The following is a 25,783-nucleotide window of genomic DNA, read 5'->3' on the forward strand; positions in this document are numbered from 1 at the left end:
AACTCATTTCGCGATGAGCCCAAAAGAAAGGGAGCCCGAGGGCTCCCTTTCTGCTTCATGGCTGTCAATTCAGCGCATCACTTGCGCTGCGCCTTTTCGGCACGTTGCATGCGCCGCTGCATCACGGCGGCTGCGGCGAGCATCAGGCTGGCGAGGGCTGCGAGCATCCAGATGGAGTCGACTGGCACTGGTGTCACCTCGCCGACCACCGCAGCCTTGATCTTCACCGTCGCGGGCTGCACGCAAGGCAGCGCGCCACTCACGCAGGTGACGCCAGCGGTTGCCGAGTTCAGCGAGGCGGTCAGCGTCACGCTGTCGCCGTCCTTGAGCGTGGATGCCAGCGTGCCCTCAGCGGTGTAGGTCAGCGATGCGCCCACCGGCAGATTCAGCCCGGTCAGGTTCAACGGACCGCTGGCCTTGGTCAGGCTCGCCGACTGCGGGCAGACCGCGCCGCCGCTGGCCGTGCAGGTCCAGTTGCCGATGGTCAGATTCGCTGGCGAGTCTGTGGACAGCACACCATCGGTGATCGGCGCACCGGTATTGTTCGTCGCCACGATGGTGAACGTCGACTTGCCACCCGGCGCCACCGTGGAGGGGTTGGCGACATTGCCCAACTGCAGCACGGCAGGGTTGAGCTTCACCGTCACGGTCGATGGTGCCTTGCAGGCCGGAGCCGTACCGCCCACGCAAGTCACGCCCGGAGTGACCGAATCGATGCTCGCATCCATGGTGATCGCCGTGCCATCGGCCGTGCCGGTCTTGATCTTGCTCTTCAAGGTATAGGTCAAGGTGCCGTTCAGCTCGATGGTCGCACCGCTCTGCGCCGGCATCGCACCCGTGCCGCCGGCGGCCGGGCAGGTCGAGCCCGCCGAGGCCACGCAGGTCCAGGTGCCCAGGTCGATGTTGGTGGACGCGGTCTTGATGTTCACCACACCGTCGGTGAGCGCCTTGCCCAAGGTGTTCTTGGCGACGATGGTGAAGGTCACTTCATCCCCTGGCAAGGCGGTGGTGGGAGCCACGCTGTTGGTGATCAAGAGCACCGGCGGAACGAAAGTCACCGTCACGGTCGATGGTGCCTTGCAAGCGGGCGATGTGCCGCCTGTGCAGGTCACGCCCGTGGTGGCGGAGTTGACGCTCGCGTCCATGACGATCGCCGTGCCATCGGCAGTGCCGGTCTTGATCTTGCCGTTGAGCGTGTAGGTGAGTGTGCCGTTCAGCTCGATGGTCGCACCGTTCTGCACTGGCAGCGCGCCTGTGCCACCCGCAGCCGGGCAGGTCGAACCCGTCGAGGCCACGCAGGTCCATGCGCCCAGGTCGATGTTGGTGGAGGTGGTGCCGATGTTCACCACGCCGTCGGTGAGCTTCTTGCCCAACGTGTTCGTGACCACGATCTTGAAGCTCACGTTCTGGTCAGGCGCTGCCGTCGTGGGCGTGGCCGTGTTGGTGATCGAGAGCACGGGCGGCACGAAGTTCACCGTGACCGTCGCAGGGGCCGTGCAGGGCGCAGTCGCCGTGCCTGCCGGGCAGTTGTTGCCCGTGACGGCGGAGGCGATGTTGGCGTTCAGAGTGATCGTTGATCCATCCGCCGCCGTGCTGGCCAGCTTGCCCGCCAGCACATAGGTCAGCGTGCCGCCCACGGGCATGTTCGCGCCGGTCTGTGCAAGCGCGCCCGAGCCGCTCGGCGCCGGGCAGACTGCGCCGCCTGCCGCCTGGCAGGTCCATGCGCCCAGCGTGATGTTGGCGGGTGTGTCGGTGGTCACTACGCCATCGCTGATCGGCGAACCCGACTCGTTCTTGGCGATGATGGTGAAGGCCACGTCACCGTTTGGCGCGGCCGTTGTCGGATTGACCGAGTTGGAGATCGACAGCACAGGTGCAGCCGATGTGGTCAGCGGCGCATTGGCCTGGCACGCATCCGTGCCGACGGGCGTGCCCACCGTGCAGGCAAGACCCGGCGCTGCCGTGCTCACCTTGGCAGGCATGGACAGCGTGGTGGAGAAAGGAGCCGTCGTATCCACCTTCGCGTTCACCACAATCGTGTAGCTCGCGCCCACCGGCAACACCCCCGTGGACGAACTGGCGATGGTGCCACCGGCAGCCGCGCCGAAGACCGGGCATGCAGCAGGAGCCGGGCTCGCCGAGCAGGATGTGATGGACACGGGCGTGATGCCCGTCACCGCGCCGATGTCGATCTTGGCATCCGCCAGAGCGACGCCGCCAGTATTGGTCACCACCACGGTGTAGCTCACGGTCTGGCCGGGGTTGACGTTGGCGTTCGGTGTCACGTTGTTGGTGATCGACAGCGCGGGCTTGCTCACCGTGAACACTGCAGTCGTCTGGCAGGAGCGATTGGCCTGGGCTTCACCGGATTCATAGCAGGTGTGGACCAATGGACTGGTGGTGTCCATGGCTGTCAGCGTCACCGATGCGCCTTGCGCCAAGGCCGCGCTCACGATACCGGATCGTGTGAAGACGGCATTCAGCCCTGCGGGCAGATTGGCCAGCGTCGCGTTCAGATCGCCGGTCGAGGACACATAGCCGTTGCACACGCCGGGCGAACTCAGCGCTGCATCGCAAGTCCAGTCGCCGGTGAAAGTCACCGAACCCGTTGGATTGAGTGCGCCCGCCTGCACATTCACATTGGGCGCATTCACCTGGCTGGTGTTGGTGGCCGTCACCGTGTAGGTAACGGCACCGCCGAGCGGGACATTGGCGTTGGGTGCGACCGATGCCGCGATATCCAGCACCGGTTTGACGGACCCCGTATTGCTCACCTCCGCCGTGCAAGTCGTGACACCCGCTGCCTGCGGCGTGGCCGTGCAGACCGTGTGCGCGGGAACGGATGGGGTCCATGTCGCCTGATTGACGATGGTCTGCGTGGCCGCTGCCAGCGGGCCGACAGTCGTGTTGAGCGTATAGGTCAGCGTGCTGCCTGCGGGCAAAGTCACGGCAGCGTTCAGACCACAGGTGGCTGGCGGCGTGGCGGCGGGTGTGATCGCGCAGGATTGGCTCGCGAGCGTCATGCCCGTCGGCACGGCATCCGTCAGGGTGCCGGTGGTCGCCACTGTGCCGTTGTTGGTGACGGTCACCATATAGCTTTGCGTGTCGCCCGCATAGAGCAAGCCCGACTTGGTCAGTGACTTGGTCAGCGCCACGGGCGTGGGAGGCAGCAGCGTCACATTGGCTGTGGAGTTGCAAGGCAGCACATTCGATTTGGGATTGGCTGTGGAGCCGTTCCAGCATTGCGCACCGCCACCGGCTGCTGTGATGCTGGCCGTGTTGGGAACGACTTTGGTCTGGTCCACTGCACCTACCGTGCCTGTCACCGTGAACAGCAGATTGGACTGTCCCCTGATCGGGAAACCGCCCGTCAGTCCCACAAAGTTGCCGTTGGCGTCGATCGATCCGGACGATGTGGCCGGGCAAGCCGCGAAGCTGTCTGCAGGCACGCTGCAACTCCACTGACCATTGCTCAGGTCGGCAGGCAGCTTGTCGCTGAGCGTCACGCCCGTCACATTGACCGAGCCTTCGTTCACCACGTTCAGCAGGTACTTGACCTGATCACCCGGATAGAACGGCCCAGGCTGGTTCACGGGCAAGGACTTCTTGATGCTCACATATGCGCCCGTCGAAATCGACGCGCTGGACGTGCAGCCGTTGGTTCCATCGGCATTGGTACAGATGCCCGCTGGCGAGCCCGTGGGCGGCACTACCGTGGCCACGTTGGTAATGACAGGCTCCAGCGGGGCCGCGCCCGTCCTCGCCGTCAACACCAGCATCAGCGACCCACTGGCCGGGATGTCGGGCAAATTCAGGCTGGTTCCTGTGAAGGTCGCAGGCGAACAGGAGGCGGGCGAAGGTGTCAGGACCTGACACTGCCATGAGAATCCCGTCGTCGTGCTCAGTCCCGTCGGAATGGGGTCGTTCAACACCACACCTGACAGGGCAGTGCTGCTCTGGTTGCTGACGGTGATGTTGTAGTAGACGGTGGCATTGGCCGCCACCGTGCCGGTGAAGGGACGCAGGCTGGCCGTCGAGAAGCCCGCTCCCTGTTGCACATATTTGTTGACCTGCAAATCGCTGCCACAGAACGACGCCCCGGACGCCTGGATCAGCAATCCCGAAGGGGAGAAGGTATTCGCACTGGGCCCATAGTTCCAAAGCGCAAAGATGACGACGTTGCGCCCTTGCTTCCAGTTGTTGCGCAGACTCATGGCACTGACGTTGCTGAATCCCCCGCCATAGCTCTTCGCAACACTCTCCACCGCGGGAGTGTCCGCAGTGGGCGCGAGCTGCCGCACACCGTTGACAAAAACCTGACGGATGTTGTCATCCGTCATGTAGTCAAAGCTCCAGCGGAAGTTGTCCGCGTCGGCCTGTGTGGCGATGTCGAACTGATAGCGCAGGAACGTCGTTCCACGCGGCAACGATACGCCACCAATCCACTGCGCGTTGTTGAACGGGGAGGGTTGCCAGCTACCGTAGGTATAGCGCGGCGGAGTGGACCACTTTGTCGGATCGATATCCGTCTCGGGATTCTTGATGAGCATCCCGCCCACGCCAATGCTGTCGGTCGTCGCCGCCGGCTGATCGGTCGCCGTATTGCCTGGAACGGGATTGCTCTTGGGGTAATTCAGGCCCACATTCGTTGGATACTGAATGGTCGAATTGGCCCAGTCCCAGTGTTCGTCGGGCGCACCCACCGCAATCGGAGAACTGGCGTTGTTGTAGCCCGTCGAGCCGTCAATGGCTGTGTTGATGATGGCCGGATGGCTACCGCAAGTCAGCGTTGGAATACGCGGTCGCGTCTGCGCCTGCGCGGGTGCGGCAATGGCACAGAACAGGGCGAACACGCTCACAGCCTGAATCAGCCCGACAAAGGGCTTGCGGATGGAGGGAAGGTGAAGGTTGAACGACATAAACATTATTCCTGTCCGACTGCAACGAAGGCCCGCCACTTCACGCAACGCGTCAGCACACAACCGTTCATGCTGATCGCGCAGCCTGATGACAGACTGTCTTCGTGTCGCTGGTTCGCCCGAGCCATACGCAGCGCATTGGTCTGCGGTCTGGAGCAACGCCTCGTCCATGAGGCATTCAGCACATCATTGATCACATCTTATGAATAATTCATTTTAATAGATCATGTCAATAATCATAGCGATTTACTATCAAAATTAAACAATTGTTCACAGAACCGTGCGCCAGAGACGGCATCCCGGCACCTCGGCAAACAGGCCAAGCCCCACGCGGCATCCGCCTCTGGAGGCGCAATGCCACTGGATGCCCGCACATCCCCAGAAGTGGGGAGGCGCATTCGTGAACGTGGAAACACTTCGTGCTTTCCATTGCAAGCCGTTCCAGTGGCTCGATAGACTGGTTCCCCATCATTCGAAGGGGAGGCCAGCACCATGCAAAACAACACGCAAGGCAATGCACGAATCGCCGTCGGCATGGCGGTGTTCGTGATCTTCTGGGTGCTGTCCAGCTCGGCCCAGGCCTGGAAGCCCGAAGTGGGCGACAAGCCCGAGGGCATGCAGCAGGTCGAGCTCGTCACCGGCAAACCGGTGAATCTGGCCGACTATTCAGGCAAGCCGCTGGTGATCTACTTTGGCGCGGACTGGTGCGCTCCCTGCACCGCCAATGGCCGCCCCGCCGTGATCGACGCGTTCAACAAATACAAGGCCAAGGGGCTGCAGGTGCTGTTCGTGGATCTGGACGATCCGTTCAAGTTTCGTGGCAAGAAGATGAACGAGTCCAAGGAACTGGGCTTCCCGATCGCCATGCGCGCGCTGCCGCCCGAGGGGCAGGAAAAGATGCGCAATTTCGACTTCGGCACCTTCGGCAAGATCCAGGTCGTGCCCACCGCCATCGTGGTGGACAAAAGCGGCAAGGTCGTCGCCAAGATCGAACAGGGCACCCGGCTGCGCGATGAACTCGATGGCACGGTGGCACCGTTGATGCGCTAGCGCAAGAGGCGGTTGGCACGCCGTTGCGCCAAGCCGATAGAAAAGCTTTCGGGCGCATCTTTACGTTTGTCACCAAGCCTTCATACTGGCTCTGGAACATGGCGAACCGGCTCATTGCCGGACCATTTTGATCAACCATTGGTACTACCAACCATGTCCCAGTTCATTCGACCCAAAAGGTTTGCCTCCTTCACCGCCGTGGCCTGCGCCATGCTCGCCCTCTCCGCCTGTGGCGGTGGTGATGGCGATTTCTACAAGACGCTGGATGGCAAGCCGCCGCAGATCATTGCGCATCGGGGCCTGTCGGGCTATTACCCCGAGCAGACCCGCATGGCCTACGAAAAGGCGGCTGACGCCGGGGCCGACATGATCGAGCTGGACATGCATCTGACGCGCGACTGCCAACTGGTCGCGCGCCACAACGCTTGGCTGGCAGATAACACCAACATCGCCGATGTGGCAAAGACCAACGCCGAAGTCGCCAAGCGCAAGCGCACGACCAAGGGCGTGCTGGTGAACGTGAAGTACCCGGCCAAGCCCGAGAACGGCCCGTCGCAGTACCTGTCGGACCGCATCGACCCGAACGATCCGGCATCGGTGCTCAAGCCGCTGGTGGTGGACGGTGAAGACCACACCAACGACTGGTCGATCAGCGACTTCACCATGACCGAGCTGCGCAACTGGATCGGCGGCACCACGCTGGACAACCGCGCCGATCGCCCGACCGAGTGGAACGGCAAACTGCCGATCATCAGCGCGCAGGACGTGATCGACATCGCAGTCGCCAAGGGCAAGGCGCTCAAACGCACGATTCCGGTCTACGCGGAAGTGAAGAACCCCTACTGGAACAACCAGCAGGCGCTGGCCAACGGCTGCGGCACCTCGGGCTCGGCCAATCCGTTCGAAGATGCGGTGATCGCGCTGCTGGAAAAGAACAAGCTCAACACCAAGGACTCGCCGATCTACATCCAGAGCTTCGACCCCGCGAGCCTGAAATACCTGCGCAAGGCTGGCATGAAGGCCAAGGGCGTGCAGCTCGTCGATGGCAACGACATCAACTACCAGGATGGTTCGATGCTCTACATCACCAACGACGAGTGGACCTTCATCAGCGGCCGCCCCTACAGCTGGACGCTGGCGGGCGACGCGCGCACCTTCGCCACGATGCTTACGCCTGATGGCCTCAAGGAGATCAAGACCTACGCCGACGGCATCGGCCCCTGGAAGCCACAGGTCCTAGCGCACTCCGTCGTGCCCTTCAAGACCGGCGCAGGTCTCAAGGATGTGAACACTGTCAAGGACACCGGCCTGATCGCCAACGCCCACAAGGCTGGCCTCGTGGTCCACAGCTTCACCTTCCGCAACGAACCGGGCCGTCTGGCAGGCATCTACAAGGGCGACCCGGTAGCCGAGTTCCTCACGTATTTCCGCTTGGGCATCGACGGCGTGTTCACTGACTTTGCGAACACCGGCGTGCAGGCGCGCAAGGCGTATGACAAAGAGCTTGGCGTAAATTGACGGCTGCGCAGGCGTGATGTCGATATGAACGATAATCACGAACGGTTTGTCGGCCCTTGGCCGACAAACCAGATTCGAAGGTGCCCACAGGCCCGCCGCGTTATCCATCGACACGCCACGGCCCAGGGTTCAACGAGAAGCAGGTGCGTGATCTTCAAGCCCACGGGCACAAGACCACCATTCCTGCGCTGCCCCCGCAACGGTAGGCGAAATCTCAGGTCCTCACGCTGATCGCATCACAGCGATCGATCGGCAGTCACTGCGTTCCGTTTGACAACTCAAGCGACGTGGGAAGGCGAGGACTGAGTCGAGATGCGTGCTTGAACACAAGCCATGCATCTCGGCGTTTCGCGAGCCCGGATACCGGCCTTCGCATCGCTTCGGACACCGCGGGAGTGTGCATGTCTGGGCAGGCTGGTGCAGCAGAAAACTCAGGATGAGCACATGCGTCCGGTGTCGAGACATTCGACCCGCAATGAATGCAAGCAGTGCTTTTCGTGGACTGTGCGGGCCTTTGTCCGGTAGACAGATTGCGCAATCTGGCGGTGTGTGTGGATTCACGAACAACCATCACTCATCGCCATGAACACCGCCAAAATCCCCGCCACCATCGTCACCGGCTTTCTCGGCAGCGGCAAGACCACGCTGCTGCGCCACATTCTGGACAACGCCAATGGCCGTCGCATCGCGGTCGTCGTCAACGAGTTCGGCGAGCTGGGCATCGACGGAGAAATCCTCAAGGGCTGCGGCATTGGCTGCGACGACGACGGCAACGAGGTGCAAGGCACGCTCTACGAGCTGGCCAACGGCTGCATGTGCTGCACGGTGCAGGAAGAGTTCTTCCCCGTGATGCGAGAGCTGGCCGCGCGTCGCGATCAGATCGACGCCGTGCTCATCGAAACCTCCGGCCTTGCGCTGCCCAAGCCGCTGGTGCAGGCCTTTCAGTGGCCGGACATCTCCAACGTGTTCACCGTCGATGCCGTGGTGACCGTGGTGGACACACCCGCCGCCGCCGCAGGCCAGTTCGCCGCGCACCCGGAAGCCGTGGACGAGCAGCGCCGCGCCGACCCGAACCTCGATCACGAATCGCCGCTGCACGAACTGTTCGAAGACCAGTTGGGTGCCGCCGACCTCGTCGTGCTGAACAAGTCGGATGCAGTGAACGCCGCCGATCTGGAAAAGGTACAGGCCATGGTGCGCGAAGAGCTGCCTGCCGAGGTGAAGATCGTGCACGCATCGCACGGCAAGCTGCCGCTGGACGTGATTCTCGGCCTCTCGAAGGCTGCGGAAACCACCATCGATCAGCGCCCCACGCACCACGATCATGAAGAAGATCACGACCACGACGAGTTCGATTCGTTTGTCATCGAACTGCCTGCAGTGGACCGCGACAAGCTGCTGGCCGCCATCGAGCAACTGGTGAGCACCCACAACATTCTGCGCGTGAAGGGCTTTGCGAATATCCCCGGCAAGAACATGCGCTGGCTGCTGCAAGGCGTGGGCCGCCGCATCGACACGCATTTCGACCGCGCATGGAAGGCGGACGAAGCACGCAACACGCGCCTTGTCTTCATCGGTCAGGATCTCGACGAAGCCGCGCTGCGTGCGGGTCTGAACGACGTGGCGGCATAAGGTCAGGCGATGCATCTGCTCAGCACCCGCCCCGGCGGATTTGTGGAAGACGAGAGCATCGTCACGCGTCTGGAACAGACGCCTGCCGATGTGGTGATCCTGAGTTCCGCCGACACCACGCTCGCGCTGCTGGCCCATGCCTGCACGGCGCTCAGCGCGCAGCAGCCGGGCTTTCCGAGCATTCGGCTTGCCAACCTGCTGCACCTGCGCCAGCCCGCGTCGCTCGATCTGTATGTGGACGAGGTGCTGCAGCATGCCAAGGTGGTGGTGGTCGATCACCTCGGCTCCGAATCCGCGTGGCCTTACGGTGTTCAGCAGATTCACGCGCTCGCGCATCAACGCAAGCAGCGGCTCGCCATGTTCTCCGGCGATCTGCAGGAAGACCTGCAACTGTTGGAGCGCAGCACCCTGCCCTTGCCCGTGTGCCGCCTGCTCTGGCAATACCTGCGCGCGGGCGGCATGGAGAACGCAAGCGCGTTTCTTCGCGCCGTGGCGTTCCACGGCATGCAGCATGGCAGCGAACCGCCGCCGCCACGCACCTTGCCGCAGATTGCAGTGCATGTGCCGCAGGCGCTGTGCGCATCGCACGCTGTCGCCGGGCTCGACGATCTGCGCGCCGCGTGGCATGCGGATGCGCCGGTGGTGGCCATCACGTTCTACCGCGCGCATCTGCTGTCGGCCAACACCGCCGCGTTCGATGCACTGGCGCTCGCCTTGCATGCGCGTGGTTTGAACCCCTTGCCCGTGGCGCTCGATTCGCTCAAGGACGCGCTGTGCCTGTCCGCATTTCAAACGCTGTGCAAAGAGCAGAACGTCGCCGTGGTGCTCAACACCACGGCGTTCTCTGCCGTCGGTGAAGACGCGGCACTCGCGGGCGATGCGCCCGTGCTGCAGGTGATCGCCAGCGGCGGCAACCGCGAAGACTGGTTGGCCGACAGCCAGGGCCTGCGCCCGCGCGACATCGCCATGCAGGTAGTGCTGCCGGAAATGGACGGCCGCATCATCACGCGAGCAGTGAGCTTCAAGGGCCTGTCCTACCGCTGCCCGATCACGCAAACCGACGTGGTGGCCTACCAGCCCGAACCCGATCGCGTGGACTTCGTCGCCGAACTGGCCGAGCGCTGGTGCCGCCTGCGCAGCCAGCCTGCGGCGCAGAAACGCCTGGCCCTGGTGCTTGCCAACTACCCCGGCAGCGAAGGCCGCATCGGCAGCGGCGTGGGTCTGGACACACCGCAATCGGTGATCACGATTCTGCAAGGTCTCGCTCGCGATGGCTATGCGTTGGGCGATGCGAGCGCGCTGCCACACTCTGGCGACGCGCTCATGCAATCGCTGCTGCAAGGCATTGCGAACGATCCTTCTCAGTGGCCTTTGCGGCCCGCGTTGCAAAGCTACGCGCTGGCCGATTACGAAAAGCGTCTTGCACAACTCGCGCCGGAAATGGCCGAGGCCATCCACGCGCGTTGGGGTGAACCGCTGAACGATCCTGCCTTGCGCGATGGCCGCTTCATGATTGCAGGCCTGCGTCTGGGTTCCGTGTTTGTCGGCATTCAACCGGCGCGCGCGTTGCTGCACAACGGCAACGGCATGGGCGCGCAGGACTACGCCAGTTACCACGACGCCGAACTGGTGCCGCCCCACAGCTATCTCGCGTTCTACTTCTGGCTGCGTGATGTGTGGCGCGTCGATGCGATGGTGCATGTGGGCAAGCACGGCAATCTGGAATGGCTGCCGGGCAAGAGCCTCGCGCTCTCATCGCAGTGCTGGCCCGATGCGATTCTCGGCCCGCTGCCGCATCTCTACCCCTTCATCGTCAACGATCCGGGTGAAGGCGCGCAGGCCAAGCGACGCACTCAGGCCGTCATCATCGACCACCTGATGCCGCCGCTTACCCGCGCAGAAAACCACGGCCCGCTGCAAGACTTGGAGCGTCTGGTCGATGAGTTCTACGACGCACTGCTGGTCGACGAACGCCGAGCAGCCTTGCTGCGCAAGCAGATTCTCGCCATCGTGCGCGAGCAGCATCTGTTGAAAGACTTGTCGATCGAACCATCGCAAGCGAGCGACGATGACGCGCTGCTCGAACGCATCGACGCCTATCTGTGCGAGCTGAAGGAAACGCAGATCCGCGATGGCCTGCACATCTTCGGCCAATCGCCACAAGGTGTGCAGCGGCGCGACACGCTGCTTGCGCTCGCACGTTTTCCGTCGAGCAGCGGTCAACAAGGCATCCTGCAAGCGCTCACGAATGATCTGCTTTCTGCAGAAAATTTCGATCCGCTGCGGATCGAACCCGCACGTGCATGGACCGGCGCGCGACCGGCCGCATTGCAGGCGACAAGCGATGAACCGTGGCGACATGAAGGCGATACCCGCGAGCGTCTTGAACTGCTTGCCACAGCGGTCATCGAAATGCCCGCACTCGCCGACGACTGGCCGCAAACGCGCGCTGCCATCGCGCATGTGAACGACACACTAGCACCCGCGCTCGATGCTTGCGGCGAGCAGGAAATCACGCAACTGCTGCGCGGCTTGCAAGGCCGGTTCGTGCCTGCGGGTCCCAGCGGTTCGCCATCGCGCGGCAGGCCCGATGTGCTGCCCACCGGCCGCAATTTCTACACGCTGGACAGCCGCTCGATTCCCACGCAATCCGCATGGGACCTCGGCCAGCAAGCCGCCAACAAGGTGCTTGAACGCTATCTGCAAGAGAACGGCGAATACCCGCGCACGCTCGGCCTTTCCGTATGGGGCACGGCCACCATGCGCACGGGCGGCGACGATATCGCGCAAGCCTTTGCACTGATAGGCGTGCGCCCCAAATGGGCCGCAGGCAGCCACCGCGTGGTGGACTTCGAGGTGATTCCGCGCGTGGGACTGGGACGTCCGCGCGTCGATGTGACACTGCGCATCTCGGGCTTTTTCCGCGATGCGTTTCCCAACGTCGTGCAGATGTTCGACGCCGCCGTTCAAGCCATCGCAGCGCTCGAAGGCGAAGACAGCGAAGAGAACCCCATCCGCGCACGCATCGAACAGGAGCGCACCGAACTGCAAGCCAGCGGCATGGCGGAAGAAGCCGCATTGCGCCAAGCAAGCTGGCGCGTTTTCGGCGCGCCCGCGGGTCATTACGGCTCCGGCTTGCAAGGCCTTTTTCAAACTGGGAACTGGCAAAGCGAAGACGACTTGGCCCGCGCCTATCTGCAATGGAGCGCGTTCGCGTATGGGCAGAACGGCGAAGGCGTGCCTGCGCTGGGAGCACTCGAACGACGACTGGGCCAACTCGATGTAGCCCTGCAGAACCAGGACAGCCGCGAGCACGATGTGCTTGATTCAAGCGACTACTTCCAGTTCCAGGGCGGCATGGCCGCAGCCGCAACGCATCTCTCGGGCAAGCAACCTGCGCTCTATCACGGCGACCACGCCAACCCCCACCACGCCAAAGTGCGCAGCCTGAGCGAAGAAATCGGCCGCGTGGTGCGCGCGCGCGTGACCAATCCCAAATGGATTGCCGGGGCCATGCGCCATGGCTACAAGGGCGCATTCGAGATGGCCGCGACCGTGGACTATCTGTTCGGTTTCGACGCCACCACGCATCAGGTCAGCGATCATCACTACGCGATGGTCACGGATGCTTATCTGCTCGACGAACACACGCGTGACTTTTTGGAAAAACACAATCCACAGGCCATGCGCGACATAACGACCCGCTTGCTCGAAGCCATGCAACGCGGCTTGTGGGAAGAACCGGGCGACTATCGCCAGACACTGGAAGACATGCTGCTCGACCATGAGCAGCGCATGGAAGGAGGTCTGTGATGACCACAAGCCCAAGCGAGTTGCCGCCGCTGTTCCCGTTTTCTGCGATTGCAGGGCAGCCTGAATTGCGCCTTGCATTGCTGCTCGCGGCGCTCGATCCACGCATCGGCGGCGTGCTGGTCGAAGGCCCGCGCGGCACGGCCAAATCCACAGGCGCACGCGCGCTGGCCGAGTTGCTGCCAAGTGCTCCGTTCGTGACCCTGCCACTGGGCGCAACGCTCGAACATCTGGTCGGCACACTCGATCTGCAGCAGGCCCTGGCAGGCAATGCGGTGCGCTTTGCGCCCGGCCTGCTGGCGCGCGCACATGGCGGCGTGCTCTATGTGGATGAGATCAATCTGCTGCCCGATGCATTGGTCGATGTGCTGCTCGACGCCGCCGCCAGCGGTGTGAACGTGATCGAACGCGACGGCATATCGCACAGCCATCCTGCGCGCTTCGTGCTCGTCGGCACGATGAACCCGGAAGAAGGCACGCTGCGCCCGCAGTTGCTGGATCGCCTAGGTCTGTGCGTGCGTCTGGACAACGTGAGCGATGTGGCGCTGCGCCAATCCATCGTTCGCGCTCGCCTGGCGTTCGATGCGGACCCGCATGCATTCCGTGCGCGATACGCTGACGAGCAGCAGCAACTGAGCCATCGACTGCAATCGGCAATGCACCGTCTGAACGATGCCAACGCATGGCCGCTGACCGATGACGCGCTGCAAACCGCCAGCGAGCTGTGCATCGAAGCGCATGTGGATGGCATGCGCGCAGACCTTGTGTTGCTGCGTGCTGCACGTGCATTTGCGGCGTGGAACGATGCAAAGGAACTGTTGCCAGAACATGTGCACGCAGTGTCCGATCTGGTGTTGGCACATCGACGCAAACCATCTGCGGCGGCACAAAGCCAATCGATGCAACAGCAAGCGAAACCGCCATCGTCCGCGTCATCGCGCAATGATGGGACCGATACCACGAGCCAGCACAACGACGCAGACAACGACTGGGGCTATCTGCCGCCGCAACCTGTCCCCGTGCAACGCAGCACCGATGCATTGCAACTGCTGCCGCGACGCGCTGGAGAACCCACACAAAAAAAAGCCTGAGCCCTCGCGCAACGCCGCCCGCAGTCGCCGGGCGCGCGTTGCACGCGCAGAGGGCAACGCAACATTCGGACAAGCGCGCACAGCAACCTGCAGCGCAACCGTCATCCACGAGCGTGAATTGGCCGCGCACTCTCACCGCGCGCGGAACGCAAACTCTGGCGCTGGCGCATTTGCGATTTCACTCCAAGCAACCGTCGAGCAGTCGTTTGCATTGCGTGGTGCTGGACTGTTCATCATCGATGGTGACAGGCGGTGGCCTAGCGCGCGCCAAGGGCGTGCTGCTCGACCTGTTCCGCGAGGCCTATCAACAGCGTGAGCATGTTGCGCTGATCTGCTTTGGCGGTGAAGGCGTGCAGTTGCGACTGGCACCCTGCAAAGCCAGCGCATGGAGTGATGACTGGGTCGAGCCGATTGGAGGTGGTGGTGGCACGCCCTTGGCCCAAGCCTTGGAAAATGCGAGCAACTTGCTGGCAGCGCATGGCGGACCTGCGATGCAGGGATGGCTATGGCTGCTGACCGACGCACGCACGCGCGAAGTTCCGCCCAAGCCTTCTCATGCTGATGAAATTCGGGTGCTGGATTTTGAGTCGGGGGTTGTGCGATTGGGGCGGGTGAGTTCTTTGGCCAAGGATTGGGGCGTGGATTGCTTGACGCTTTGAGCAGTGCACATATCCCAGTGAACTAGACTGACGGGACAGCGCGCACGGCGGCGACGCGGGTTCCGACCAGTGCACATTTCCGAGTAAACTGGGCTCGCCTAATTCACTGGGATATGTGCTCTGGACGCTAACAAGCATAAAGATGCACCAAATGGAAAGCCTCGCATGTCGAGGCTTTGGTCTTTTCAGCCTTGCATTGACTTGCAAGTCACTCGCCTCGCCCCCACCCGCACTCTCTCGATTTCATTACGAGCACCCTTGGCCGCTCTTTGTTTGCGTACGCCCAATTTCTTTTCCTCCAACTAGATCAAGATGCATCCATGCAATCCAGAAAGCAAGTGCCTACTTAATTGCACATTCCAGCCTGCAAAGACCGCCCCCTTCAGTGATTGCCTCATCGTGAATTGGTTGGCGGGAAGTTCCGACCAGACCATATCCGAGTGAAAACTCGCTTGCGGCTGTTTATTTGATGAAATATAAGTAATGGTTATATTTTTACAATATAAGTATTGTTGATTTTTAGAAATATTCATTATGCTGATAATTTTCTTCTCCGACAGCACCACTTATGCCCTCCATGCAAATGCCGCTCCTGTCCGCAGAGCAACTGAAGCAGCTTTTGCGAGCTGGACGCAAGCGTGCGCGAATGACTCAGGCTGAGCTTGCAAAACGACTGGATGTATCTCAAGCCAGAATTTCCCAATTGGAAAAAGAGCCCGAGAACATAACGACAGGACTGTTGCTCGCATGGCTCAACCACATTGGTCTGGAACTGGGGTACACGCTACATCCAAGCGCCAATCCAAGCTCAGTCGATACAGCCCCCTCAAGCCCCCCGCGAGCGTCCAGAACGGGTCAGAAGATCGCTCGATCTGCTGATCGGACAAGCGACATTCAAAGCTCGACTGCACAGGAGACGTCCGCTCTGACCAATCGACCCAAGGAACTGAACGAGTTGCTTGCCGAACTCGAGCAACTCATCGACAGCAGACATCCTCGCGCCTCAAAGGAGAATCCGAATGACGGTTAGCGCCAAAGAGTTGGTGATCTGGATGAACGGCTCCAAAGTCGGCATCTGGCGCGTGTCCACACACGGGGCCGACATTCTGGAATACAGCGATGATTGGTTTGCAACACCGGTTCATTCGCCTCTATCCCAATCGCTGCCATTGACCCTGCCAGGTACCTCCATTCGCAGCATCAGCGTCAACAACTATTTCGACAACCTTCTCCCCGACAGCATCGAGATCCGCAAACGGGTGGCAAGCAGATATCAGTTGCACGATGCATCCACCTTCAATCTGCTTTCCGCCATTGGCCGAGATTGTGTGGGGGCCATCCAGTTGCTGCCTCATGGGGAAACGCCTTCGGGATGGGATCGCATTGATGCAGTGGAAATGAGCGACAAACAGGTTCAGGAACACTTGCGCAACGTCACCTCGACATCCCCATTGATGACGTCCGACGACGTTGCAGCGGAAGACCTTCGCATCTCCATCGCTGGTGCCCAGGAAAAATCAGGGCTTCTTGAGTTGAACGGAAAATGGTGGATGCCACGGGGCGCGACTCCCACCAATCGAATTCTCAAGCTACCCTTGGGCTCCATTGGCGGAGGGCAAATTCCCCTGCACGACTCCATTGCCAACGAATGGCTGTGCTCCCAGATTCTGGCTGGCTACGGCTTGCCCATGGCCTTCTGCGAAATGAAATACTTCGCACAGACTCAGGCGCTTTCCGTGCACCGGTTTGACCGTCAGGAAGTACTGACCGACGCGGATCCAGTCATCTACCGCTTGCCACAGGAGGATTTCTGCCAAGCTCTGGGCTTGCCACCGCACATCAAATACGAAGCGGAGGGCGGACCCGGGTTTGTGGCGATTGCAACCGCACTGAAGCGCTCTCTCAACGCCGAACAGGACATCGCCACCTTGTTCGAGGCACAAGTACTTTTCTGGATGCTGCTTGGCATCGATGGCCATGCCAAAAACTTCAGCATCCGGCTGCTGCCCGAAGGCCGGTTTCACTTGGCACCACTTTATGACGTCATCTCCATGTGGCCTTACGCTGGTCATGGCGCAGGCAAGGCGTCACTGCACAAACTCAAGATGGCTATGTCCGTAATGGGTGAAAGCGGCAAGCACTATGTGTGGAGCAAGATCCAGCGACGCCACTTTGAACACATGGGCAAGATGGTGGGCATCCCTGATCCCGCAGGGATCATTGATCAAGTGGTGGCGCGCACGCCGGGCGTGGTCCGCGGCGTGCTGGCTCAACTGCCTGCGGACTTTCCAGAAACCATTTCGCAGGCCATCCTCTCGGGACTGGTGGAGTCGGCCCTCAAATTGGGCCGAGCTCCATCATCAACCTAGATTCGGTGCCAACGCCCGGCGCAGTGCTTCCACATCCATGCCCCGGCGCGCGGCCATGTCTTCCACTTGGTCTTCACCGATCTGGCCCACGTTGAAATATGTGGAATCAGGGTGGCCCAGATAGAAACCGCTCACGCTGGATGCCGGGAACATCGCCAGGCTTTCGGTGAGCTGCATGCCGATTTCGTTGGCGTCGAGGGTCTTGAACAGGTCGATCTTGGCGGTGTGGTCCGGGCAGGCGGGGTAACCAGGAGCGGGGCGGATGCCTTTGTATTGCTCCTTGATGAGTTCGGCGTTGCTCAAATTTTCATCAGCGGCGTAACCCCACAGGTCCTTGCGAACGCGTTGGTGCAGGCATTCGGCGAAGGCTTCTGCCAGGCGGTCGGCCAAGGCTTTGAACATGATGCCGGAGTAGTCGTCCAAGGCGGCTTCGAATTCCTTGTCCTTCTTTTCTGCGCCGATGCCTGCGGTCACGGCGAACAGGCCGGCGTAGTCCTTGATGCCGGATTCCTTGGTCGCCACAAAGTCGGAGAGGCAGCGGCTGGGGCGCATCACGCCGTCGATCGCCTGCTTCTCGGTTTGCTGGCGCATGCCGTACCAGGTCATCAGCACTTGGCTGCGCGAGTCGTCGGTGTAGAACTCGATGTCGTCGCCCACGCGGTTGGCGGGGAACAGGCCCATCACGCCGTTGGCCTGCAGCCAGCGGCCTTCGATGATCTTCTTGAGCATGGCCTGTGCATCGGCCAGCACCTTGCGGGCTTCGGTACCGACGATTTCGTCGTCGAGGATGGCGGGATAAGCACCTGCCAGATCCCAGGTCTGGAAGAACGGGCCCCAGTCGATGTATGCAGCGATCTCGGCAAGGTCGAAGTTCTTGAACACGCGACGACCCATCGCGCGCGGCGCCACGGGCGAGAAGCTCTTGAAATCCACAGGCGTGGCGTTGGCGCGCGCCTTGTCCAGCGTCCACAGCGGTGTCTTCTTCTTGTTGGCGTGCTGCGTGCGCACCTTGTCGTAGTCGGCCAGCACTTCCGAGACGTAGTTGTTCTTGTTCTCGCCGAGCAGGCTCTGCGCCACGCTCACGCTGCGCGATGCGTCAGGCACGTAGACCACGGGGCCTTCGTACTTGGGCGCGATCTTCACGGCGGTGTGCACGCGCGAGCAAGTGGCGCCGCCGATCAACAGAGGAATCTTCTTGATGCGGAAGTACTCGTCCTTGTCCATTTCGCCGGCGACGTACTGCATTTCTTCCAGGCTCGGTGTGATCAGACCGGAGAGGCCGATGATGTCCGCGCCTTCGGCCTTGGCACGCGCCAGAATCTCGTGGCAGGGCACCATCACACCCATGTTGATGACTTCAAAGTTATTGCACTGAAGCACCACGGTGACGATGTTCTTGCCGATGTCGTGCACGTCGCCCTTGACGGTGGCGATCACGATCTTGCCCTTGCTCGACACGTCGAGGCCCGCAGCTTCCTGCTGGCGCTTTTCTTCCTCGATGTAGGGCACGAGATGCGCCACGGCCTGCTTCATCACGCGGGCGGATTTCACCACCTGCGGCAGAAACATCTTGCCCGCGCCGAACAGGTCGCCGACGACGTTCATGCCGTCCATCAGCGGGCCTTCGATCACGTGCAACGGACGGCCGCCGTTCTTCACGACGATCTGCTGATAAGCCTCTTCCGTGTCGCTCACGATGAAGTCGGTGATGCCATGCACCAGCGCATACGACAGGCGCTCGCCCACGGTCTTCGGGTTCTCGGGCGTGCCGCGCCATTCGAGCTTCTTGGTGTCGTCCTTGGCCGCGCCCTTGGCTTGGTCGGCGATTTCCAGCAGGCGTTCTGCCGCATCGGGGCGACGGTTCAGAACCACGTCTTCCACCCGCTCGCGCAGCGTGGGTTCGAGGTCGTCATACACGCCGACCATGCCGGCGTTGACGATGCCCATGTCCATGCCCGCCTGAATCGCGTGATACAGGAACACGGTGTGAATGGCTTCGCGCACCGGGTCGTTGCCGCGGAACGAGAACGACACGTTGGACACGCCGCCCGACACCTTCGCGCCCGGCAGGTTCTGCTTGATCCAGCGAGTGGCTTCGATGAAATCGACGCCGTAGTTGTTGTGCTCTTCAATGCCCGTCGCCACCGCGAAGATGTTCGGGTCGAAGATGATGTCTTCGGGCGCAAAGCCCACTTCATCGACCAGCACGCGGTAGGCGCGCGCGCAGATTTCCGTCTTGCGCTCGAAAGTGTCGGCCTGGCCCTTTTCGTCGAAGGCCATCACCACGGCGGCAGCGCCATAACGCTTGACCAGCTTGGCGTGTTCCTTGAACTGCTCCACGCCTTCCTTCATGGAGATCGAGTTGACGATGCCCTTGCCTTGCAGGCAGCGCAGACCGGCTTCGATCACTTCCCACTTGGACGAATCGACCATCACCGGCACCTTGGCGATGTCGGGCTCGGACGCGATCAGGTTCAGAAAACGCACCATCGCGGCCTTGCTGTCGAGCATGGCCTCATCCATGTTCACGTCGATGACCTGCGCGCCGTTCTCCACCTGCTGGCGGGCAACGGCGAGGGCCTCTTCGTACTGCTCGTTGAGAATCATGCGCGCGAACGCCTTGGAGCCGGTCACGTTGGTGCGCTCGCCCACGTTGACGAACAGCGAACCTTCGCCGATGTACACGGGCTCAAGGCCGGACAGACGCATCGGCGAAACGTTCGCAGTGCGGTCGGAATGGGACGTGGTGGGGGCAGCAGCAGACATCAAGCTCACCTGTTGTACTCAAGAATCAGAACAAAAATCACAGGTGAGCGCCGTTGCAGGGAGGAAAAGCTCCATCACGGCACGCTGTGCGGGCCGCCGTCCCAAGCCTGACGAGTGATGCCATGTCGACATGCCCGCTGCAGCGCTCCTTGGGACGAAACCGTGGATTTTAGCTTTAGCGCAAAACTTCCGCAGCTTAGAGCTGTGTACCCACCAACTTGCCAATCCCGTAAGTCACCACCATCGCGAGCAACCCGCCCGCTGCATTGCGCAGAGCCGCACGGCCAACCGGAGCACCGCCCAGCCGTGCAGAGCTCACTCCGGTGACGATCAGCGCGATGATCACCGCCACCACGGTCACCGGCACGATGGCGGCCTTGGGCGACAGCACGAGGGCCAAAAGCGGCACCAGCGCGCCGATTGAGAACGACAGCGCCGATGCGATCGCTGCGCTCCACGGGTTGGTGTAGTGGCCGGGCGCTATGCCCAGTTCAATCTCGCTGTGCGCTGCCAGCGCGTCGTGGGCCGTCAGCTCGCGCGCGGCCTGCAGGGCGGTGGCGTGGCTCATGCCCTTTTGCTGGAGCAGCGCGGTCAGCTCGCGCAGTTCCACGTCGGGCAACTCGGCCAGTTCCTCCTTTTCGAGGGCGACGGCGGCCTTTTCGGTGTCGCGCTGGGTGCTGACGGAGACATATTCGCCCGCCGCCATCGACAAGGCGCCCGAGACCAGCCCCGCGATTCCAGCCGTCATCAGCGCGGAAAACGAGGTCGTCGCGCCCGCCACGCCCAGTACCAGACCGGCGGTGGAGACAATGCCGTCGTTTGCCCCGAGCACCGCCGCGCGCAACCAGTTCAGGCGTGCGGACAGCCCCTTGCCACCGTTCTGACGGTCATTGAGGCGGTCAAAGTCCGCATGTTTCTTGTCGGAATGGTTGGAGGAAGAAGATAAGGAGGAAGGCGGCTGGTTCACAAGAACTCCCGGGCAGGCAGCTCGCCTTCGCGCCCCTCAGCGCACCGGCAAAAACTGCAGGAACGTGCCGCCCGCAATGCCTTGCACATAACCGATCACGGCGCGGCGGTATTTTTCGGTGGTGACGGCAGCCAGCAGATCGAGGCGCGCGATGATCTTGCCGAACTCGCGCTCGAAGCTCAGATTGCGCTCGTTGGCGTTGATCTCGTCGGCCAGCAGCAGCGGTTTGCCGTTGTCGCCCTTGCGGTGCGCCAGCATCCAGGTGGCGATCTCGATGTTGCGCGCGGCGTTGTAGATGTGCTGGGCGTCCTGCCCGTCGATCAGGTAGAACTCGGTCTTGCCGCCATGCGCGGTGATCAGCATGTCGGCCGTGCCGTAGATGAATGCGCCCACACGGTCGCCCGTGAAGCCCGGCGACAGCGCCAGATCCATGGCCTCGATGTCGCGCTTGCCCTTGAGCGGCGGCCACGCCATTTCGGCGAGCTTGGCCTTGTCGGGCGGCGACTTCATCTCGGGATTGTTCTCGGCATTGGCGGTCGTGGCGCCGCTGTTTTCGGGCGGCACCGGAGGCGATTCGATGGCCGTCTTCAAGGCCTTGAGCGCCTCTTCGCGGCTCGCATAACCGCCCTTGCGCCATTCCGCCGGATTGCGGCGATACAGCTTGTCGGCCAGCCGGAACAGCGCGTTGAGGTTCTCCCGCATGCCGACATTCGCCACCCGGTTCATGTCGGACTGCAGCCATTCGCCGACCGAAGCGTCATGCCCCTTGACCTCCCCGCGATCGGTCTTCGCCGTGCTGCACCCCACCAACGCCGCAACCGCAGCGCTGACAACCAGGCAATGAAACGTCGTCTTGACGGGAAAGATGGATCGAGTGCGGCTCCTCATAGCGACGCATTCTCCAAGAGAAACGCGCAATTTCTCTACACGCTTGCTCTAATGGCGCTCACTTTTTTGCAAACGAACGTGTCAACCACTCGACAGTCCCTCAGCAAGACTTCGCAGCACCCACCGCGCCAGAAGCCACCCCCACAACGACAAGACAGCCCCTTAGCCGCGACGCGAAGGCGCAGACAGTACTCTCGTACGGCAAGGCTTCGCAACAAAGGATAAGGGGCTGTATTGGCGTCTTCGCACGAGCGACGAACCCGCCTTCAAACAATCAAGGAAAGATCAATCCAGACGGATGTTGCGTTCTTTGATGAGCTTGCCCCAGCGGTCTAGTTCCTTGTTGAGGTGCGTTGCGAGTTCCTGTGGCGTCGTGCCGATGGGTTCTGCCCCCACCGATTCGAGCTTCTTGAGCGTTTCCGGATCCTTCATGCCGTCGTTCAGCACCTTGTTGAGCTTGGCGATGATCTCGGGCGACGTGCCTGCGGGCGCAAACACCGCAAACCATGGCGAGACCTCATAGCCGGGCACGCCTGCTTCGGCAATCGTCGGCACGTTGGGCAGTGCGCTTGAACGCTTGGCGGTGGTCAGGCCCAGCGCGCGCAGCTTGCCGGACTGGATGTGCGGACGTGCCGAGGTGATGCTGTCGAACATCAGATCGACCTGACCGCCCAGCATGTCGGTGACGGCCGGACCGCTGCCCTTGTAGGGCACGTGCAGGATGTTCACGCCCGCCATCGAAGCGAACACTTCGCCCGCGAGGTGGATCGACGTGCCATTGCCAGCCGATGCGTACGTGAGCTTGCCCGGCTCCTTCTTGGCGTGAGCGATCACGTCCTTGACCGTCTTGTCGGGACTCTTGGAGGCGTTCACCACCAGCACGTTGGGCACCACGGCCAGCAGGCTGATGGGCGCGAAGTCCTTGACCGGGTCATAGCTCAGCTTGGCGTACAGCGCCTTGTTGGTGGCCATGCCGATCGAGGTGATCATGATGGTGTAGCCGTCGGCTGGTTGCTTGGCCACGTAGTCCGCGCCGATGTTGCCGCCCGCGCCGGGACGGTTTTCCACCACCACGGCCTGACCGAGCACGCGCGCCGCCTTGTCGCCCAGCGTGCGGGCGATCACATCCATCGCACCGCCCGGCGGGAAGGGCACCACCCACTTGATGGGCTTGGTAGGCCAGTTCGCTTCCGGCTGTGCCATGGCGGCAGCGGGAATCGTCAGTCCGGCGGACGCCACGGCGGCGGCAGCGGTCATCAGTGCGAGGGAGCGGCGGGTGAAATTCATGATCGGTTGTCTCGGGGAAATCTGAGGAATTGCGTGCTTACGTGCGTACGCAAGACAGGAAAATGGCAACGGCAAGCGGCTTGGTTTGCCGCCTGGCTTATGCGCCTTCCTGCACGATGGCAGAAGGATGGTTGGCCAGCGGCGTGACATGGATGTCCATGTACGAAAACAGCGGCAGGCCGGACAGCAACTGGTGCAGCTCGTCGTTGCTCTTCACATCGAAGACGCTGTAGTTGGCATATTCGCCGACCACGCGCCAGATGTGGCGCCAGCGGCCATCCTTTTGCAGGTCTTGCGAGTAGGCCTTTTCGCGGGCCTTGATTTCATTGGCCTGCTCGGCGGGCAGGTCGTGCGGAATCTTCACATCCATGCGGACCAGAAACAGCATTGTGGGTACTCCTGGAAAATTGTGTGTGTAGGGGTTGTTGTTCGTTTGGTTGTTCTGCTTACTTGGCAGCGCGACCCATGTCGACATGCACCGCCGTCAGTCCTTCGCGTGCGCGGTCAAAGCGTTCCAGACGCTCGGGCACCACGTTCACGCCGAAGCCGGGGCCATCGGGCAGCACGAGTTCAAAGTCCTTGAGTTCCATGCGCTGCTCAACGATGTCGTCCACCAGCAGTTGCGGGCCGAACAGCTCGCAGTTGTGATGTGCGCCCGGCAGCGTCGAAAACACCTGTGCGGAAGCAGCGCTGCCCACCGAGGTCTCCAGCATCGTGCCGCCATACCAGCCAATGTCGGCGGCATTGGCAATCGCGGCCACGGCACGCGTGCGGATCAGGCCGCCATGCTTGGCGATCTTCAGCGAGAACACATGGCAGGCCTTGTTGCGCGCCAGACGCATCGCGTCCTGCGGCGAGCACACGGTCTCGTCGGCCATCACCAGCGCGGTGTGCGGCAGCGTGGCCGTCAGTTGCGCCAGCGCCTCTTCGTTCCATTGCGCGACGGGTTGTTCGAACAACGTCACGCCTGCGTCGATCAGCTCGGGCACATAGCGGCGCGCGGTGTTGCCATCCCACGCCTGATTGATGTCCACCGTCATGCTGGCACGGCCATTGAGCGCGCGGGCGATGCGCGAGACGTGCGCGACATCGCCTTCGGGAGCGCGCGCGCCGATCTTCAGCTTGAAGATGCGGTGACGGCGAATCTCCAGCATGCGCTCGGCCTCTTCGATGTCCTTGGCCGAATCGCCGCTCGCCAGCGTCCACGCCAGCGGCAGGCTCTCGTGCACCTTGCCGCCCAGCAGTTGATATGCGGGCACATTCAGCGAACGCGCCACCGCGTCGATCGCCGCCATTTCCACCGCGCTCTTGGCAAAGCGGTTGCCCTTGCAGGCCACATCCATGTGCTTGATGAGCTGCTCGAAGCGCCCCGCCTCCTTGCCCGTCACGGCTGGTGCGAGGTAGTTGTTGATCGCCAGAAGAATGCTCTCGGGCGATTCTTCATTCCACGACGGACCGCCAATCGTCGCCGCCTCGCCGAAGCCGCAGGCACCGTCGGACAGCCACAGCTTCACGATCACCGGGCTCTGGCGCGAGATCGAGCCGAACGAGAACTTGTGCGGACGGATCGTCGGGATGTCCAGAATGCGCGCCTCGATACGATCGATGCGCAGGTTCGAAGCGGGGGTCGGGGCAATGGCGGAGGTGGTCATGGTGTGGGCCGTAAAGCGGTGGACGAGCAGTATTTCCGTTGACTGGGGCCAACCTTATCGCGCCGCGAACCCTCAAATCCAATGGTATATATTGCACATTTCGTTCGTTAGAATCGAACGGTTGGAAAATTCAGGGTAAACCCCAAATTCAATTCAGGAGCACGAAAACCAATGGAATTACGGCAAATCCGGTATTTCCTGAGCGTTGCCGAAACCGAGCACCTGACCCAATCGGCCGAAGCACTGTTCATCACACAATCCACGCTCTCGCACGGACTGCGGCAGCTGGAGGCCGAACTCGGCATGCCGCTGTTCGACCGCATCGGCCGCGGCCTGAAGCTCTCGCAGGCAGGCGTCGCCTTTCGCGGCTACGCCCTGCGCGCGCTACAGGAGCTCGAAGCCGGTCGCATGGCTCTCGCCGACATGGCGGGCCTGCAGGCGGGCACGCTGACCGTGGGCGTGATCCCCACCTTTCTCACCCTGTTCATCCCCGACGTGGTCGCCGCCTTCAGCGCCGCCTATCCAGGAGTGCGTGTGATGGTGCGCGACCTGCGCAGCGGCCAGATCGAGGAACAGCTCATCTCCGGCCAACTCGATCTGGGCATCGCCTTCCACCCCGCCACGCGCGAAGAAATCGAGGCCAAGCCGCTGTTCGACGAACGCATGCATCTGGTCGTCCACGAAAGCCACCCCTTGGCCAAACGCCGCACCATGCGCATGCGCGAACTGGTCGACGTGCCGCTCGCCCTGCTGCCTTCAAGTTTTGCCACCCGCAGATTGATCGACCACGCTTTTGCACAGGCACAAGTGAAGCCACTGGTACGCGTGGAAATGGAATCGGTGGACGCCCTGCTGCTCGCCTGCCGACAAGCCCCGCTCGCCACGATTGCCGCCGAGCACGCCGCGCTCAACGCCGGAGAAGACATGCGCGCCATCCTCCTGAACGACCCGCGCACCGTGCGCCGCGCAGGCGTACTGTGGCGGCATGGCGCTTCGCAAAGTGCGGCGGTAAGGGAGTTTGTGGCGTTGTTGAAACCGGCTGTGGAGCGGGCGCGGGTGAGGAATGCGGCGAAGACACAGCCTTGAGGCAAGCAGACTCGTCAAAAGCAGCTTTGAATCCATGTCAATCACTTTATCCCTTCGCATTGGCACGCCGTCTATTCACAAGACATCTC

Annotated in this window: 16 protein-coding genes and 2 riboswitches; of the genes, 9 read left to right on the plus strand and 7 right to left on the minus strand. The window is 61.9% G+C overall.

Annotated features, from left to right (window positions below):
- Positions 1–77 precede the first annotated feature (77 nt).
- Positions 78–4,919, minus strand: coding sequence for a DUF11 domain-containing protein (locus G7048_RS10635; protein WP_166068115.1), 4,842 nt, complete (start codon positions 4,917–4,919; stop codon positions 78–80).
- Between the two features lie 492 nt (positions 4,920–5,411).
- Between G7048_RS10635 and G7048_RS10640 the strand changes: the two genes are divergently transcribed.
- The 8 genes from G7048_RS10640 (at position 5,412) to G7048_RS10675 (ending at position 17,048) form a co-directional block, all read left to right on the plus strand.
- A complete protein-coding gene (locus tag G7048_RS10640; protein WP_166068116.1) occupies positions 5,412–5,969 on the plus strand; it encodes a peroxiredoxin in 558 nt (185 codons plus the stop codon).
- A gap of 153 nt (positions 5,970–6,122) precedes the next feature.
- Entirely contained in the window at positions 6,123–7,487 is a 1,365-nt protein-coding gene (locus G7048_RS10645) for a glycerophosphodiester phosphodiesterase family protein (protein WP_166068117.1), read from the plus strand.
- A 61-nt stretch (positions 7,488–7,548) separates the two neighbouring features.
- A riboswitch (cobalamin riboswitch) is annotated at positions 7,549–7,874 on the plus strand.
- Between the two features lie 195 nt (positions 7,875–8,069).
- Complete coding sequence (cobW, locus tag G7048_RS10650; RefSeq protein ID WP_166068118.1) at positions 8,070–9,119, plus strand: cobalamin biosynthesis protein CobW; 1,050 nt, start codon at positions 8,070–8,072, stop codon at positions 9,117–9,119.
- A 9-nt stretch (positions 9,120–9,128) separates the two neighbouring features.
- Positions 9,129–12,932: a cobaltochelatase subunit CobN gene (gene cobN / locus G7048_RS10655; protein ID WP_166068119.1), complete on the plus strand. Its 3,804-nt coding sequence runs from the start codon at positions 9,129–9,131 to the stop codon at positions 12,930–12,932.
- Positions 12,932–14,020: an ATP-binding protein gene (locus G7048_RS10660; RefSeq protein WP_166068120.1), complete on the plus strand. Its 1,089-nt coding sequence runs from the start codon at positions 12,932–12,934 to the stop codon at positions 14,018–14,020. Before cobN ends, G7048_RS10660 begins: the two co-directional genes overlap by 1 nt.
- Before the next feature lie 239 nt (positions 14,021–14,259).
- Positions 14,260–14,679 carry a magnesium chelatase gene (locus tag G7048_RS10665; protein ID WP_240933240.1) on the plus strand — a complete coding sequence of 140 codons (420 nt, stop codon included), beginning with the start codon at positions 14,260–14,262 and terminating at the stop codon, positions 14,677–14,679.
- Positions 14,680–15,247: 568 nt separating this feature from the next.
- Positions 15,248–15,709 carry a helix-turn-helix domain-containing protein gene (locus G7048_RS10670; RefSeq protein WP_166068122.1) on the plus strand — a complete coding sequence of 154 codons (462 nt, stop codon included), beginning with the start codon at positions 15,248–15,250 and terminating at the stop codon, positions 15,707–15,709.
- Positions 15,699–17,048, plus strand: a complete 1,350-nt coding sequence (locus tag G7048_RS10675; RefSeq protein ID WP_166068123.1) for a type II toxin-antitoxin system HipA family toxin — start codon at positions 15,699–15,701, stop codon at positions 17,046–17,048. Before G7048_RS10670 ends, G7048_RS10675 begins: the two co-directional genes overlap by 11 nt.
- Here the strand turns inward: G7048_RS10675 and metH are convergent.
- From metH to G7048_RS10705, 6 genes are all read right to left on the minus strand, one after another.
- Entirely contained in the window at positions 17,040–19,814 is a 2,775-nt protein-coding gene (gene metH / locus G7048_RS10680) for a methionine synthase (protein ID WP_166068124.1), read from the minus strand. The genes G7048_RS10675 and metH overlap by 9 nt on opposite strands.
- Positions 19,815–19,852: 38 nt before the next feature.
- Positions 19,853–19,971, minus strand: a riboswitch (S-adenosyl-L-homocysteine riboswitch).
- A gap of 39 nt (positions 19,972–20,010) precedes the next feature.
- Entirely contained in the window at positions 20,011–20,679 is a 669-nt protein-coding gene (locus G7048_RS10685; RefSeq protein WP_166070912.1) for a VIT family protein, read from the minus strand.
- A 138-nt stretch (positions 20,680–20,817) separates the two neighbouring features.
- A complete protein-coding gene (locus G7048_RS10690; protein WP_240933241.1) occupies positions 20,818–21,669 on the minus strand; it encodes a hypothetical protein in 852 nt (283 codons plus the stop codon).
- A gap of 285 nt (positions 21,670–21,954) precedes the next feature.
- The gene (locus tag G7048_RS10695) at positions 21,955–22,956 is read right to left on the minus strand and encodes a tripartite tricarboxylate transporter substrate binding protein (RefSeq protein ID WP_166068125.1); all 1,002 of its coding nucleotides are present in this window, start codon (positions 22,954–22,956) and stop codon (positions 21,955–21,957) included.
- 97 nt (positions 22,957–23,053) lie between these two features.
- Complete coding sequence (catC, locus tag G7048_RS10700) at positions 23,054–23,344, minus strand: muconolactone Delta-isomerase (RefSeq protein ID WP_166068126.1); 291 nt, start codon at positions 23,342–23,344, stop codon at positions 23,054–23,056.
- 58 nt (positions 23,345–23,402) lie between these two features.
- Entirely contained in the window at positions 23,403–24,608 is a 1,206-nt protein-coding gene (locus G7048_RS10705; RefSeq protein ID WP_166068127.1) for a muconate cycloisomerase family protein, read from the minus strand.
- 171 nt (positions 24,609–24,779) lie between these two features.
- On the opposite strand from G7048_RS10705, the gene cynR reads away from it, so the two are divergent.
- Complete coding sequence (gene cynR, locus G7048_RS10710; protein WP_166068128.1) at positions 24,780–25,694, plus strand: transcriptional regulator CynR; 915 nt, start codon at positions 24,780–24,782, stop codon at positions 25,692–25,694.
- Positions 25,695–25,783 lie beyond the last annotated feature (89 nt).

This window comes from Diaphorobacter sp. HDW4B, from assembly GCF_011305535.1.
Taxonomy (GTDB): domain Bacteria; phylum Pseudomonadota; class Gammaproteobacteria; order Burkholderiales; family Burkholderiaceae_C; genus Diaphorobacter_A.